Below are 13,343 nucleotides of genomic sequence, written 5' to 3' on the forward strand. Positions count from 1 at the left end.
CATGGCATCATTTTTATACATACACCTGAGCGCTCAGGGTGTATGTAAACAGGCAATGTTTGGCAATCTGCCTTTCCCGTTTTTTTCCAACAATGGTGCATCAAACCGCACCCTATAAATTCAGTCTATGTACAACTTCCTCCAACAAATTATTAACGGCCTCACCCTCGGCAGCATTTATGCGCTGATTGCCATTGGTTATACGATGGTCTATGGCATTATCGGCCTTATCAATTTTGCCCACGGCGAGATTTATATGCTCGGCGCTTATATCGGCGTGGTGGCACTGGTCGGTTTGCCCGCATTCGGTTTGCCGCTGGCGCTGGTGATTCTTCTCGCCATTGTCATTGCGGTGGTTTTGACCGGCGGTTATGGCTTTGCGGTCGAGAAGATTGCCTACAAACCGTTGCGCAACAGTCCGCGTTTGGTGCCGCTCATTTCCGCCATCGGGATGTCGATTTTTTTGCAGAATTTTGTCGCCCTGGGGCAAAGCAACAAGGATATTGCATTGCAACCGGTTTTGACGGCGCGCTGGGAACTGCTCGCCAATGCTAATGGCATGAGTGTTTCGCTCTCTGCCTTGCAGGTCATTATTTTTGTGGTGACGCTGTTGGCAATGCTGGCGCTCAATTTGTTTATCAAGAAATCGAAAACGGGGATGGCGTGTCGTGCTTGTGCCGCCGATATTGGCATGGCGAAATTGCTCGGTATTGATGCGGACAAGATTATTGCCCTCACCTTTGTCATTGGTGCGGCACTCGCCGCCATTGCCGGGGTATTGGTCGCACTTTATTACGGCACGATTACGCCGTATATGGGTTTTGTCGCCGGGATGAAGGCATTTACTGCCGCCGTTTTGGGCGGGATTGGTTCGATTCCGGGGGCAATGTTGGGCGGTTTTATTTTGGGTTTGTCGGAAAGTTTTGCGTCCGCTTATTTGGCGAGCGAGTACAAGGATTTGGTCGCCTTTTCTTTGTTGATTATTGTCTTGCTGATTCGCCCTTCCGGTATTCTCGGCAAGCCTGAGGTGGAGAAGGTCTGATGCGTTATTTTGGCTATGCGGTGATTGCTGCCGCGCTGACTTTTTTCATTACCCTGCCCATTCTCGGCGTGCATCTCAATCAAAGCGCGCAGGGATTATCGCTCACAGGCGATTGGCAACGCGCGCTGTATGCCGCCGCCGTGGTCTTCGTCGCGCAATTGCTGTTGCCACTCGCCATTGCCGCCAAGCACCGCCTGCCGCGCAATCCGCGTTTCAGCCCCGCCGCATCGATTGAGAATCACCGTGGCTGGGTGCTGGCGCTGCTCATCGTCGCCGCTTTTCTCGTCCCGGTGTTTGGCTCGCGCGGCGCGGTGAATATCGGCACCCTCGCCCTGATTTACGTCATGCTTGGCTTGAGTCTGAACATCGTCGTCGGCTATGCCGGGCTGCTCGACCTCGGCCATGTCGCTTTTTATGCGGTCGGCGCGTACTGCTACGCCATCCTGTCGCAGCACGGCGTCGGTTTCTGGACGTCGCTGCCCATTGCGGCGCTGCTCGCCGGGACGCTCGGCCTGTTGCTCGGTTTCCCGGTATTACGCCTGCGCGGCGATTATCTCGCTATTGTCACCCTCGGTTTTGGTGAGATTGTCCGCATTCTGCTCAACAATCTGGACAGTCTCACCAACGGGCCGAAAGGCATCAACAATATTCCCAAGCCGGGGCTGTTCAACGTCGTCTTCACCCGCAAGGCGGGTGCGGGCGAAACGCCTTTTCATGAGCTGTTCGGCATTCCCTTCAGCACCGAACAGCGCGGCATTTTCCTCTATCTCATCATCCTCGCCCTCTGCCTGCTGACGCTGTGGGTGATTAACCGCCTGCTGCGGATGCCGGTGGGGCGCGCCTGGGAAGCGCTGCGCGAGGATGAAATCGCCTGCCGCTCGCTCGGCGTCAATACCACCGGGGTCAAACTCTCCGCGTTCGCCATCGGCGCGGCGTTTGCCGGACTCGCGGGCGCGTTTTACGCCGCCTGGCAGGGTTCGGTCGCCCCCGATTCCTTCACCTTCTGGGAATCCGCCATCATGCTCGCCATCGTCGTCCTGGGCGGCATGGGCTCGCAAACCGGCGTGATACTGGCCGCGCTGGCGCTGACCGTCATCCCGGAAATCGCGCGCGAATTCTCGCAGTACCGCATGATTATCTTCGGCGCGGTGATGGTGCTGATGATGATTTGGCGGCCGCAGGGGCTGATACCCGCGCAGCGCCCGAAAATGGAGTTACCCGAATGAGCCTGCTTGACGTCCAAAACCTGCGGATGCAGTTCGGCGGCCTTGTTGCCGTGGAAAACGTGAATTTCGCCCTGGAAGCGCGGCAAATCGCCGCCATCATCGGCCCGAACGGCGCGGGCAAAACCACCGTCTTCAACTGCATCAGCGGCTTCTACCAGCCGAGCGGCGGCCAGGTCATCCTGGACGGCGAAGACATCACCGGCCTGCCGAGCCACCGCATCGCGCAAAAAGGCCTGACCCGCACCTTCCAGAACATCCGCCTTTTCCGCGACATGACCGTGCTGGAAAACCTGCTGATTGCGCGGCACAACCACCTCGACACCCGCTACTGGAGCGGCATCCTGCGCACCCGGCGCTACCGCGACAGCGAACGCCTCGCCAAAGAACACGCCGCCAAATGGCTCGATACCTTTGAACTGCGCGCGTTCGCCAACCATGAGGCGGGCAGCCTCGCCTACGGCCAGCAGCGGCGGCTGGAAATCGCGCGCTGCATGATGACCGCGCCGCGCGTGCTTATCCTCGACGAACCCGCCGCCGGACTGAACCCGCAAGAAACCGCCGCGCTCGTCACCCTGATTGAAACCCTGCGCGACGTACACGGCATCAGCGTGCTGCTGATCGAGCACGACATGAGCCTCATCATGCGCGTCTCCGAACACATCATGGTGATGGAAAACGGCCGCCCCATCGCCTACGGCAGCCCGGACGACATCCGCAACAACCCGGACGTCATCAAAGCCTACCTCGGAGAAGCCTGATGCTGCACATCAAAAACCTGCACGCCCACTACGGCCCGATCGAAGCGCTGAAAAACATCAACCTGCACATCGAGGCGGGCGAAATCATCACCCTCATCGGCGCCAACGGCGCGGGCAAAAGCACCCTGCTCAACACCATCTGCGGCAACCCGCGCGCGAGTGCCGGCAAAATCGAATACTGCGGCGAAAACCTTGCCCGCGTGCCGACCCACAAAATCAGCCAGCGCGGCATCGCCCTCGTCCCCGAAGGACGGCGCATCTTCCCGGCGCTGACCATCGAAGAAAACCTGGAGCTTGGCGGCTACCACCACAGCAAGGCGGAGAACAAACGCGGACTGGAACACATCTACCAGCTCTTCCCGCGCCTGTTGGAGCGGCGCAGCCAGCGCGCGGGCACGCTTTCCGGCGGCGAACAACAAATGCTCGCTATTGGCCGGGGGCTGATGATGCAACCGAAACTGCTGCTGTTGGACGAACCCTCGCTTGGCCTCGCGCCGATCATCATCGCGCAAATCTTCGACATCATCCGCGACATCCGCGACCAGGGCATCACCATCTTTCTCGTCGAGCAAAACGCGCACAAGGCGCTGCAAATCGCCGACCGGGGCTACATCCTCGAACTGGGACAAATCACCCACAGCGACACGGGCGAAAACCTCTTGAGCAGTGACGCGGTGCGCAAGGCGTATCTGGGCGGATAGGCGACGAATCCGCCCCGGCGAAACGACGGGGCGGGACAATCCCACCGGAACCGCTCATGCCGCAACGGCATTTATCCAAACAAAACAGAATATTATCCCCAACCCTAACGCTAACATAGTAAAAACACAAAAGAAAAGGCAAAAAAGGATTGCGCCGCCGCATAATCACTGTATAAAATTTCGCCGTCGGTGCATCGCGCCGGACAAATTCAACAAACTCACAGTAAAGGTAAACTATGAACAAGACGGAATTAGTAGACGCAATCGCTGCCGCTGCTGACATTACCAAAGCCCAGGCAGGCAAAGCGCTGGAAGCCGTACTCGAAAGCGTAACCGAGACCCTGAAAAAAGGTGACAAAGTTACCCTGATTGGCTTCGGCACCTTTGAAACCCGCGAACGCGCCGCTCGTACCGGACGCAACCCGCAAACCGGCAAGGAAATCCAGATTGCGGCCAGCATCACCCCCGCATTCAAGGCCGGCAAAAAACTCAAAGACGCCCTGAACGTCACCGCCAAAGGTAAACCCGCCAAAAAAGGCAAATAAAACCTTGGCACACTAGGGCGTGTTTACAATTCATGGTAACGAACTGATTTTATTAGGAATGCGCAAAAGGCTTAAAATTGGCATTTCTATTCAAAATCAATGTATTACGCCCAATTGTAAACAGCCCCTAAAGGCGACCATCCGGTCGCCTTTGAATATCTCCCGCATTCCCTCGAAAACTTGCGCAAAAAACAAAACCCCTTATAATGCGCGCCTTGCCCAGCCTGAGTGGCGGAACTGGTAGACGCAGCGGATTCAAAATCCGCCGGTGGTAACACCTTGAGAGTTCGAGTCTCTCCTTAGGCACCAGATACCCACAAAGCCCCGCCTGCTGCGGGGCTTTTCTTTTGGCCGGGCATTCTTGAGCAATCAGGAGCACCTCATGAAAATCCTCGTCACCTGCGCGCACGGCACCGGCACCGGGCCTGTCATGAAAGCGAAAGTCGAACAAGTCCTGCAAGAGTACCGCATCCCGTTTGAAAGCATCCATCACTGTGCCATCAGTGAAGCCAAAACCCTCGCCCGCGACTACGACATCATCTTCTGCGCCACCAGCTTCGCCAGCATCTTCAAAAACGCGGCCGATGCGGGAACCACCGTCATCGGTATGCGCAACATCCTCTCCCTCGAAGAAATCCGCCTGCGCCTGCAAGACGCCGGTTTCGCGCCCGCTGACAACCCCTGACTGCCATGTCCCCCGATACCCTGCGCCGCGCCGAGCGCTGCCATTGCCCCGCCCTTGACTGGCTGCAAGCACAAAATTCCGACAGCCTGGACAACCACCGATGATTATCCTGCTCGACCAGGACGGCGTCCTCGCCGACTTTGAACACGGCATCGCCCACGGCTGGCAAAGCCGCTACGGCACGCCGGTGCCGCTACCGCAACCACGGCAAAAATTCTACGTGCGCGACGAAGTCGCCCCGGAACACAAAGACGCGCTCATCGACCTCTACTCCGCCCCCGGCTTCTTCGCCGGACTCCGCCCGATTACAGGCGCGCTGGACGCCGCCCGCGCCCTGCTTGCCGCCGGACACGACGTGCGCATCTGTACCGCGCCGATTACCAACTACCGCTACTGCGTCGGCGAAAAAATCGCCTGGGTCGAGCAGCACCTCGGCTTTGACTGGACGGCGCGCGTCATCCTCACCAAAGACAAAACCCTCATCCACGGCGACATCCTCATCGACGACAAGCCCGACATCAGCGGCGTTCGCACCCCCGACTGGCAACACTGGCACTACGACGCCCCCTACAACCGCCACATTCCCGCCGCGCACCGTATCCGCTGGGACGACCCGGCAAGCTGGAACACGCTGCTTAACCCCTAAACCCAAGGAGACCCACCATGAACCAACTCGAAGCCCTCAAAGCCATGACCGTCGTCGTTGCCGACACCGGCGACATCGAAGCCATCCGCCAGTACCAGCCGCAGGACGCGACCACCAACCCCTCGCTCGTCCTCGCCGCCTCGGCGCTGCCGCAATACGCGCCGCTCATCGACAACGCCATCGCCTACGGCAAAAAACAAAGCGATGACCGCGCCCAGCAACTCACCGACGCTGAAGACAAACTGGCGGTAAACATCGGTCTCGAAATTCTCAACTTCATCCCTGGCCGCATCTCCACCGAAGTGGATGCCCGCCTCTCCTACGACAGCGCCGCCACCGTCGCCAAGGCGCGCAAAATCATCGCCCTCTACCAGGCGGCAGGCGTCGGCCGTGAACGCATCCTCATCAAAATCGCCGCCACCTGGCAAGGCATCCGCGCCGCCGAAACGCTGGAAAAAGAAGGCATCAACTGCAACCTCACCCTGCTGTTTTCACAAGCACAGGCGCGCGCCTGCGCCGAAGCGGGCGTAACCCTCATCTCGCCCTTCGTCGGCCGCATCCTCGACTGGTACAAGGCGCACGACGGCAAAGACTACGCCCCGGCGGAAGACCCCGGCGTCCAGTCCGTCACCGCCATCTACCGCTACTACAAAGAGCACGGCTATCCGACCATCGTCATGGGCGCGAGCTTCCGCAACCGGGGCGAAATCACCGAACTGGCCGGCTGCGACCGCCTCACCATCGCGCCGGGATTACTCGCCGAACTGCAAGCGAGCGACGCCGCGCTGCCGCGCAAACTCGAAGACAAAGGCGCATCCAAAGAAAAACCGGCACCGCTGACCGAAGCCGAATTCCTCTGGCAACACAACAGTGACCCGATGGCGGTTGAAAAACTGGCCGAAGGCATCCGCAAATTCGCCGCCGACCAGGAAAAACTGGAAGCGATGCTTGCCGCCAAACTCTGAACCATATCCCTCATGCAAACCGGCAGAGGGACGGAGCGTGCCCCCCCCCTGCAACCCGATTGATACCCCCGAAACCCGTGCGCGTCCTGACGGACACGCATTCCCTTTCCGAAACCCCAGGAGACCCAGGAAACCATGAAGAAAACCCTGCTCACCCTTAGTCTGCTCGCCAGCACCAGCCTCCACGCCGCACCCTACCCGCGCCTTGACCCGAACAGCCTCATCAACGGCAGCCCGGAACATCCGCCGATTACCGTCAACATCCAGGCACTGCAAAACGCGCTGGGCAACCTCGCCGCCCACGCCAGCGAATACCCGCCCCAATTCGACAGCGACGCCGATCGCCAACAGGCCATCACCGACCTCGCACCCATCGCCATCGTGCTGGACAACATGAGCGAAAACAGCGCCCCGCGCGCAGGCGGCAAAGCGAGCGAAGCGCATCTCGCCAGCCTGCTGATGAGCGCCCGCCTCGACTGGATCGGTCACAACCTCGACCAGCCCGGCTACGGCGAAAAAGCCGAAGCCAACTACCAAAAACTGCTGCAACTCTCGCCTGCCAACCGCAAGGCTGACATCCAGGACGAATACGGCCGCTTCCTCGCCTCGGTGGGCAAAGCCGACGCCGCCGTCACCCAACTGCGCGCCGCCTACAAAAGCGGCAACCGCGACAGCGCCGTACCGCTGGCGATGGCGCTACTCGCTCAGGACAAACGCAACGAATCCGTCAAAGTGCTGAAAGAGTACACCCGCGCCAACCCGAACGATGCGCAGGCACAGGAGCTCCTCTCCGCCATCGAAAGCGGCCAAATCAGTATCCAACAAATGTGACGGCGACAGACGAAACAAGGCGGGTAAAACCCGCCTTTTCTTTTTTATAGCCATCCACCGTATGAGGCTTTCGGTGGACGACTATACGGGTCGCGCCACCGGGGGTTGGCGGAATAGCGCGCAGCATATCGCCATGCGGCGCTGTAGAAGAGCAGTTGCGCGAGGTTGAACATAGCACCGCCGAGCATCGCCGCCAAGGGCGAGGCGGGAAAACATCCGCAGGCGAGGCCAATACAAGACTGAGCGGCAGCGGTGTCAGCAGCACGAGCCGACGCGGCAGTATGCTGCGGCCGCGCGCCATTTGCACGGCGACAAGCAACCAGCCGCAGGCGCTGATGGTGATGGCAGCAATCCAGTGAACGGCAAGCAGTTGATAGAAGTAGTTGTATTGCGCGACGAGCAGCGGCACGTCGGCATCGCTGACCGCGATGAGTGTTTGTGCGCTCGCGCCTAGGTAGAAGAATCCGGCATGGGCGAGCGGCATCAACGCATAGCTGATGAAAATGAGCGCGAGGGCGACACGGCTCAGCCGCGCCGGTTCCAGCAAGCGCGCAAGACCTGCGGTCGCGATGAGATAACCGGCAACGCTAAAGGTGGCGGGAACGACACCCCAGAAGCGGCGGGCAGGCGATGCGGTTTGCATCAGCGCGGCGAAAGCGGTATCACCGGTCATGGCAGCGTCCAGCGTCAGCAGGCGTGGGTAGTGCGCAGGATGCGGGACGAAGCCGACGAGCAGCATATCGGCGAGGCTCCAGCAGAGGGCAGCGAGGATGCCGCAGCAGAGCAAGGTGGCGGTCTTGTTTGGCATGGCTTCTCCGGCGGTACGGGAATTGAAAAAAACCGGGCGTTGCGCCCGGTGGTGTTGTTCAGACCTGCCAGTCAATCGGCGCTTCGCCGCGCGATTGCAGGATTTCGTTGGCGCTGGCGAAGTGCTGGCAGCCGATGAAGCCGTTACCCGCCAACGGCGACGGGTGGACGGAGGTGAGGATGTAGTGTTTGTCGGCATCAATCAGCCGCATTTTTTCTTTGGCGAAGTTGCCCCAGAGCATGAAGATGAGGTCGCGGCGTTCGCGCGAGAGGTGCTCAATCACGGCGTTGGTAAAGAGATGCCAGCCGATGCGGCTGTGGCTGCCCGCCTTGCCGCGTTCGACGGTCAGGCTGGCGTTGAGCAGCAGCACGCCCTGGTCGGCCCAGGCGCTGAGGTCGCCGTGACGCGGCATAACAAAGCCGGGGATGCTGCGCTCCAGCTCTTTGTAAATGTTTTGCAGTGAGGGCGGGATGCGCATTCCCTGCGGCACGGAGAACGACAGCCCCATCGCCTGCCCCGGCTGGTGATAGGGGTCTTGGCCGAGGATGACGACGCGGACGCGGTCGTAAGGGGTGCGGTTAAAGGCATTGAAAATGAGTTTGCCGGGTGGATAGACGGGGATGTGCGCGTCTTTCGCGGCCATCAGGATGGTTTTGATGTGGGCGAAGTAAGGCTTGGTAAATTCTTCGTAGAGGGCGGTTTTCCAGCCGCTTTCGATTTGGACGTCATCAGGATTTACGGTAATTTCAGGAGTCATGATGTTTTTCTGGAATGTCAGGAATGGTTAAAGAACGGTAAAAATGCGGATGCGATTGTGCCACACGCCCCGCCCGCTGGCAAAGGGATTGCGGCGGTTTGCGACGAGAATTGCAGACATAAAAAACCGCCTTGCGGCGGTCTTCTGTCAACAAGCGCCATCAGCGCGAGACGGTGACGCGTTCCTGCACCACGGCGCGGGCGCCGGCGTAGCGTTTTTTCCAGTAATCCTGGTCGATGCGGGTAATTTCCACCTTTTTGCCCGGCGACGGCGAATGCAGCATTTTCTGGTTGCCGAGGTAGATGCCGACGTGGCTCACTTTGCCCTTGCCGTGGCGGAAGAAGATGAGGTCGCCCGGACGCGGTTCTTTCACCGGCAGCAGTTGGTTGAACTGCTCGCTGCTGCTGCGCGGCAGGCGGTAGCCTTGTTGGGCGAAGACGTGCTGGACGAGGCCGGAGCAGTCGAAGCCCGTTTTTTCGCTGGCGCCGCCGTAGCGGTAGCGGGTGCCGATGAGTTGTTTGCTGTCGGCGATGAGGCGGTTGCGAGTGGGGTTGTGGCTGGCAACGAGGCGGCGCGGCGCGGGCGCCTGTTCCGGTTTGAGGCTTTCGAGTTCGAGGCGGGGCGCATCCAGCGCGGCGGTTTGTTGGGAAGTGGTGCTGCATCCGGCGAGAGTCAGCATCGTCAGACCAAAGAAGGTTTCTTTTTTCATGGGGTTAGCATTGTGTTTCGGATTTGGAAGGCGCGCACTATACCCGCGCGTTTTTTGCAGCGTCAAACCCGAATTTGCTAATACCTTGTTTTTCTTCGTGCCAACATTACGGCAAAGATTGCAATTCGTTCAGGTATTGTTGCGCGAGGCGGATGCGGCAGCGCAGTTCTTCTTTGTCTTCCAGCCGGCAGCGCGCGGCGCGGTAGTTTTTGAAGGCTTGCAGGCTTTCCTGCCAGGCGGGATCGTCCATGTGGCGGAAGTGGATTTGTTCGATGTCGCCGTCCAGCTGGCCAAGGGCGAGAAAGGCGCAGCTTTCTTCGGCGCCGCTGGCGTTGCCGCTTTTGCGCAGGCATTCGTAGTAATAGGAGGATGATACTGCCGGGGCGGGTTTGACGAGGCGGTTCGGGTTGACCAGTTCGGCGTAGCGCAACAGCAGCCAAAAAAGTGAGCCGTTCACGGGATTCTCCATCTATAAAGGGAGCGGCGATTATAGCGGGCGGGCGGGGCGCATTTGCTAAAATGCGTGCTTTCTTTAATCACATGAGAGCCTTGCCATGCCGCACGCCCCGAAACGCCGCATTCTTGTCACCAGCGCCCTGCCCTACGCCAACGGCGCGATTCACCTCGGTCACATGGTCGAATACATCCAGACCGATATTTGGGTACGCTTCCAGCGCCTGCGTGGCCACGAGTGCCATTACGTCTGCGCCGACGACGCACACGGCACGCCCATCATGTTGCGCGCGGAAAAAGAAGGCATTACGCCGCAGCAGCTCATCGACAAAAGCCACAGCGAGCATTTGCGCGATTTCCGTGGCTTCCTCATTGACCATCACCAGTACCACAGCACCCACAGCGAAGAAAACCGTGAGCTGACCGCATCCATCTACCGCGCGCTGGACAACGGCGGGCATATCCTGCACCGCACCATCTCGCAGCTTTTTGACCCGGAAAAACAACTGTTCCTGCCCGACCGCTTCGTCAAGGGCGAATGCCCGAAATGCCACAGCAAAGACCAGTACGGCGACAACTGCGAAGTCTGCGGCACCACCTACGCCCCGACCGACCTCATCAACCCCTACTCCGCCCTTTCCGGCGCAACCCCGGTGGAGCGCGACAGCGAACACTACTTCTTCGACCTGCCCGCGTTTGACGCCTTCCTCCGCGACTGGCTGCAAAGCGCGCAGTTGCAGGATTCCATGCGCAACAAACTGGGCGAATGGTTCGTTGAAGGCCTGCAACCGTGGGACATCTCGCGCGATGCGCCCTACTGGGGCTTTGAAATCCCGGACGCGCCCGGCAAATACTTCTACGTCTGGCTGGACGCGCCGGTCGGCTACATGGCGAGCTTCCGCGCCCTCTGCGACCGCGAAGGGCTGGATTTTGACGCCTTCTGGCGCCCCGGCCACGACACCGAGCTTTACCACTTCATCGGCAAGGACATCGCCTACTTCCATATGCTCTTCTGGCCGGCGATGCTCAAAGGCGCGGGCTACCGCCAGCCGACCGGGGTGAACTGCCACGGCTTCCTCACCGTCAACGGCGAAAAAATGAGCAAATCGCGCGGCACCTTCATCAAGGCCGAAACCTACCTCAAACACCTGCGCCCCGAATACCTGCGCTACTACTTCGCCAGCAAACTCAGCGCGCGCGTCGAAGACCTCGACCTCAACCTCGACGACTTCCGCCAAAAAGCCAACAGCGATCTGGTCGGCAAACTGGTGAACCTCGCCAGCCGCTGCGCGCCCTTTATCAGCAAACACTTCGACGGCGCCCTCGCCGCCACCCTGCCCGATGACGCGCTCTTCAACCAATTCGCCGCCAAGGCCGACGAAATTGCTTCCGCTTACGAACAGCGCGAATACAGCAGCGCCATTCGCGACATCATGAAACTCGCCGACGCCGCCAACGAATACATCGACGCCGAAAAACCGTGGGTGAAAATCAAGGACGACGCCAGCCGCGCCGAAGTGCAGGGCATCGCCACCGTCGGCATCAACGCCTTCCGCCAGCTCATCACCTACCTCAAACCCGTACTGCCGCAAGTGGCGGCGGATGCCGAAGCGCTGCTCAACATCACCCCGCTCGCCTGGGCGGACGCGCAAACGCCGCTGCTCGGCGCGACCATCCAGCCGTTCACGCCGATGATGCGGCGCATCGAGACCGCGCAAACCGACGCCATCATCGCCGACAGCAAAGAAGACCTGAAAGAAGAAGCCGCCGTGGGCAAGGCAAAACCCGCCGCAGAAACCGCGTGGATCACCATCGACGACTTTGCCAAACCCGACCTGCGCATCGCCCGCGTGCTCGAATGCAGCCACATTGACGGCTCGGACAAACTGCTGCGCTTCAAACTGGACGTGGGCGAACTGGGCGAGCGCGAAGTGTTCTCCGGCATCAAAGCGTACTACCAGCCCGAAGAGCTCATCGGCAAAAACGTCGTCTATGTGGCGAACCTCGCGCCGCGCAAAATGCGCTTCGGCGTCTCCACCGGGATGATACTTTCCGCCACGCGCGGCAACGAACTGCACCTGCTGCAACCCGGCGACGGCGTCCAGCCGGGGATGAAAATCAGCTAAACGGCAACCCAATTGCCCCTCCCTCGCAGGACGCGCAGCGTTCGCAGCGGGGGAGGGGCAATTTCGCTTTACCCGCAGACTCCAAACAGGCGCTAAACGATGAGATTGCGCAGGGATTCAAGAGCAGGCGGATGCAGGGAGAGATACAGTGCCGGTTCAATCAGCTCGACTTCGTTAATGAGAAAGTCGCCGTTCGCGTCAATCAGCCCGTCAATGCGGGCGTAAAGCGGCGCAACCGACAGGTGCGGCAACACTGCTGCCGCGCGCGCCAGCCAGGCGGGTTCGGGACGGACGGGCAGGATTTCCACGCCGTAGGCGGAATTGGCGCGCCATTCCTGCGGCGCGGGGCGGCGATGCGCGGCGTGCGAGAAGGTGCCGCCGAGGTAAATCAGGCAGATTTCGCCGATGGGGCTTTCGATGAAGGGTTGCAACAACGCGCCCTGCGGGTAGTCGGCCAGTGTGGGCAGTTCGCCATCAAGGCGGCGCACGCCGCGCCCGCTTTGGCCGATGAGCGGTTTGACGACGGGGTTGTCCCAGCCGCTGTTGGCAACAGCCTGCATCCAATCATCGCCCGGCAGCAGTGCGATACCGGGTGTGACAACAAGGCCTTGTGCCGCCAGTTCGCAGAGGTAACGTTTGTCGAGGTTCCAGCGTTGCAAGGCGGGCGGATTGATGACGCGCACATTCGCCGCTTCCAGCGCAGCGAGCCAATCCAAGTAAGCATCGGGTTGGGTGCTGTAATCCCAGGCTGCAAGCGGCAGCACGATGTGCGCGGCAGCGGGAGTGATGTCCTGCCAAGGCAGGAGTTCGGCGTGGAGCGCGGCGGCAAGCGCACGCAGGTCGGCGTTGCCCTGCGGCCATTCGCGGCAGGTGGCGATGTAGATGGTTGGCATGGTGCAGATATGAAAAAAGCGGCTTGAAGCCGCTGAATGTGTGGCGCGCCCGGAAGGATTCGAACCTCCGACCGCCTGGTTCGTAGCCAGGTACTCTATCCAACTGAGCTACGGGCGCACTAATCAAAAGGAAGACAGAAGTATGTGGCGCGCCCGGAAGGATTCGAACCTCCGACCGCCTGGTTCGTAGCCAGGTAC

At 60.0% G+C, this 13,343-nt stretch carries 15 protein-coding genes and 3 tRNA genes (1 of these 18 running past the window's edge); 11 read left to right on the forward strand and 7 right to left on the reverse strand.

Annotated elements, in window-relative coordinates; translation table 11 throughout:
- Positions 1 to 127: 127 nt before the first annotated feature.
- The 10 genes from livH (at position 128) to ACO54Z_RS07785 (ending at position 7,399) form a co-directional block, all read left to right on the forward strand.
- On the forward strand, positions 128 to 1,042 hold the full coding sequence (gene livH / locus ACO54Z_RS07740; protein WP_485996493.1) for a high-affinity branched-chain amino acid ABC transporter permease LivH: 915 nt from the start codon (positions 128 to 130) through the stop codon (positions 1,040 to 1,042).
- Positions 1,042 to 2,268, forward strand: coding sequence for a high-affinity branched-chain amino acid ABC transporter permease LivM (gene livM, locus ACO54Z_RS07745; RefSeq protein ID WP_485996494.1), 1,227 nt, complete (start codon positions 1,042 to 1,044; stop codon positions 2,266 to 2,268). The genes livH and livM overlap by 1 nt, the downstream gene beginning before the upstream one ends.
- A complete protein-coding gene (gene livG, locus ACO54Z_RS07750) occupies positions 2,265 to 3,026 on the forward strand; it encodes a high-affinity branched-chain amino acid ABC transporter ATP-binding protein LivG (RefSeq protein ID WP_485996495.1) in 762 nt (253 codons plus the stop codon). The genes livM and livG overlap by 4 nt, the downstream gene beginning before the upstream one ends.
- Positions 3,026 to 3,727, forward strand: a complete 702-nt coding sequence (locus ACO54Z_RS07755) for an ABC transporter ATP-binding protein (protein ID WP_485996496.1) — start codon at positions 3,026 to 3,028, stop codon at positions 3,725 to 3,727. Before livG ends, ACO54Z_RS07755 begins: the two co-directional genes overlap by 1 nt.
- Positions 3,728 to 3,963: 236 nt before the next feature.
- Positions 3,964 to 4,272 carry an HU family DNA-binding protein gene (locus ACO54Z_RS07760; protein ID WP_298080120.1) on the forward strand — a complete coding sequence of 103 codons (309 nt, stop codon included), beginning with the start codon at positions 3,964 to 3,966 and terminating at the stop codon, positions 4,270 to 4,272.
- A gap of 222 nt (positions 4,273 to 4,494) precedes the next feature.
- Positions 4,495 to 4,581, forward strand: a tRNA-Leu gene (locus ACO54Z_RS07765).
- Positions 4,582 to 4,654: 73 nt separating this feature from the next.
- A complete protein-coding gene (locus tag ACO54Z_RS07770) occupies positions 4,655 to 4,957 on the forward strand; it encodes a PTS sugar transporter subunit IIB (RefSeq protein ID WP_485996497.1) in 303 nt (100 codons plus the stop codon).
- A gap of 100 nt (positions 4,958 to 5,057) precedes the next feature.
- Positions 5,058 to 5,603, forward strand: coding sequence for a 5' nucleotidase, NT5C type (locus ACO54Z_RS07775; protein WP_485996498.1), 546 nt, complete (start codon positions 5,058 to 5,060; stop codon positions 5,601 to 5,603).
- Between the two features lie 17 nt (positions 5,604 to 5,620).
- Complete coding sequence (gene tal / locus ACO54Z_RS07780) at positions 5,621 to 6,568, forward strand: transaldolase (protein ID WP_485996499.1); 948 nt, start codon at positions 5,621 to 5,623, stop codon at positions 6,566 to 6,568.
- 135 nt (positions 6,569 to 6,703) lie between these two features.
- Positions 6,704 to 7,399: a hypothetical protein gene (locus ACO54Z_RS07785; RefSeq protein ID WP_485996500.1), complete on the forward strand. Its 696-nt coding sequence runs from the start codon at positions 6,704 to 6,706 to the stop codon at positions 7,397 to 7,399.
- On the opposite strand, the gene ACO54Z_RS07790 is transcribed toward ACO54Z_RS07785, so the two are convergent.
- The 4 genes from ACO54Z_RS07790 to ACO54Z_RS07805 all read right to left on the reverse strand — a co-directional run bounded on the left by ACO54Z_RS07790 (position 7,380) and on the right by ACO54Z_RS07805 (position 10,130).
- Positions 7,380 to 8,207: a hypothetical protein gene (locus ACO54Z_RS07790; protein WP_485996501.1), complete on the reverse strand. Its 828-nt coding sequence runs from the start codon at positions 8,205 to 8,207 to the stop codon at positions 7,380 to 7,382. The two genes, ACO54Z_RS07785 and ACO54Z_RS07790, sit on opposite strands and share 20 nt — an antisense overlap.
- A 58-nt stretch (positions 8,208 to 8,265) precedes the next feature.
- Positions 8,266 to 8,964: a uracil-DNA glycosylase gene (gene ung, locus ACO54Z_RS07795; protein ID WP_298079981.1), complete on the reverse strand. Its 699-nt coding sequence runs from the start codon at positions 8,962 to 8,964 to the stop codon at positions 8,266 to 8,268.
- Positions 8,965 to 9,124: 160 nt separating this feature from the next.
- On the reverse strand, positions 9,125 to 9,673 hold the full coding sequence (locus tag ACO54Z_RS07800; RefSeq protein ID WP_485996502.1) for a C40 family peptidase: 549 nt from the start codon (positions 9,671 to 9,673) through the stop codon (positions 9,125 to 9,127).
- A 106-nt stretch (positions 9,674 to 9,779) separates the two neighbouring features.
- Positions 9,780 to 10,130, reverse strand: a complete 351-nt coding sequence (locus tag ACO54Z_RS07805) for a glucarate dehydratase (RefSeq protein WP_298079979.1) — start codon at positions 10,128 to 10,130, stop codon at positions 9,780 to 9,782.
- A gap of 97 nt (positions 10,131 to 10,227) precedes the next feature.
- Between ACO54Z_RS07805 and metG the strand changes: the two genes are divergently transcribed.
- The gene (metG, locus tag ACO54Z_RS07810) at positions 10,228 to 12,252 is read left to right on the forward strand and encodes a methionine--tRNA ligase (protein ID WP_485996503.1); all 2,025 of its coding nucleotides are present in this window, start codon (positions 10,228 to 10,230) and stop codon (positions 12,250 to 12,252) included.
- A 92-nt stretch (positions 12,253 to 12,344) separates the two neighbouring features.
- On the opposite strand, the gene ACO54Z_RS07815 is transcribed toward metG, so the two are convergent.
- From ACO54Z_RS07815 to ACO54Z_RS07825, 3 genes are all read right to left on the reverse strand, one after another.
- Positions 12,345 to 13,145 carry an ATP-grasp domain-containing protein gene (locus ACO54Z_RS07815; protein ID WP_485996504.1) on the reverse strand — a complete coding sequence of 267 codons (801 nt, stop codon included), beginning with the start codon at positions 13,143 to 13,145 and terminating at the stop codon, positions 12,345 to 12,347.
- Positions 13,146 to 13,186: 41 nt separating this feature from the next.
- A tRNA-Arg gene (locus ACO54Z_RS07820) sits at positions 13,187 to 13,263 on the reverse strand.
- 27 nt (positions 13,264 to 13,290) lie between these two features.
- Positions 13,291 to 13,343, reverse strand: a tRNA-Arg gene (locus ACO54Z_RS07825) (it continues 124 nt past the right edge of the window).

This window comes from Cardiobacterium sp. (assembly GCF_057314735.1).

What these genes read in the sequence shown, in the direction of transcription:
- ACO54Z_RS07815 (WP_485996504.1), bottom strand. Translation starts at nt 13,145, where the DNA reads ATGCCAACCATCTACATCGCCACCTGCCGCGAATGGCCGCAGGGCAAC.
- ACO54Z_RS07755 (WP_485996496.1), top strand. Translation starts at nt 3,026, where the DNA reads ATGCTGCACATCAAAAACCTGCACGCCCACTACGGCCCGATCGAAGCG.
- livG (WP_485996495.1), top strand. Translation starts at nt 2,265, where the DNA reads ATGAGCCTGCTTGACGTCCAAAACCTGCGGATGCAGTTCGGCGGCCTT.
- ACO54Z_RS07770 (WP_485996497.1), top strand. Translation starts at nt 4,655, where the DNA reads ATGAAAATCCTCGTCACCTGCGCGCACGGCACCGGCACCGGGCCTGTC.
- ung (WP_298079981.1), bottom strand. Translation starts at nt 8,964, where the DNA reads ATGACTCCTGAAATTACCGTAAATCCTGATGACGTCCAAATCGAAAGC.
- metG (WP_485996503.1), top strand. Translation starts at nt 10,228, where the DNA reads ATGCCGCACGCCCCGAAACGCCGCATTCTTGTCACCAGCGCCCTGCCC.
- ACO54Z_RS07800 (WP_485996502.1), bottom strand. Translation starts at nt 9,673, where the DNA reads ATGAAAAAAGAAACCTTCTTTGGTCTGACGATGCTGACTCTCGCCGGA.
- ACO54Z_RS07790 (WP_485996501.1), bottom strand. Translation starts at nt 8,207, where the DNA reads ATGCCAAACAAGACCGCCACCTTGCTCTGCTGCGGCATCCTCGCTGCC.
- livH (WP_485996493.1), top strand. Translation starts at nt 128, where the DNA reads ATGTACAACTTCCTCCAACAAATTATTAACGGCCTCACCCTCGGCAGC.
- ACO54Z_RS07775 (WP_485996498.1), top strand. Translation starts at nt 5,058, where the DNA reads ATGATTATCCTGCTCGACCAGGACGGCGTCCTCGCCGACTTTGAACAC.
- ACO54Z_RS07760 (WP_298080120.1), top strand. Translation starts at nt 3,964, where the DNA reads ATGAACAAGACGGAATTAGTAGACGCAATCGCTGCCGCTGCTGACATT.
- ACO54Z_RS07785 (WP_485996500.1), top strand. Translation starts at nt 6,704, where the DNA reads ATGAAGAAAACCCTGCTCACCCTTAGTCTGCTCGCCAGCACCAGCCTC.
- tal (WP_485996499.1), top strand. Translation starts at nt 5,621, where the DNA reads ATGAACCAACTCGAAGCCCTCAAAGCCATGACCGTCGTCGTTGCCGAC.
- livM (WP_485996494.1), top strand. Translation starts at nt 1,042, where the DNA reads ATGCGTTATTTTGGCTATGCGGTGATTGCTGCCGCGCTGACTTTTTTC.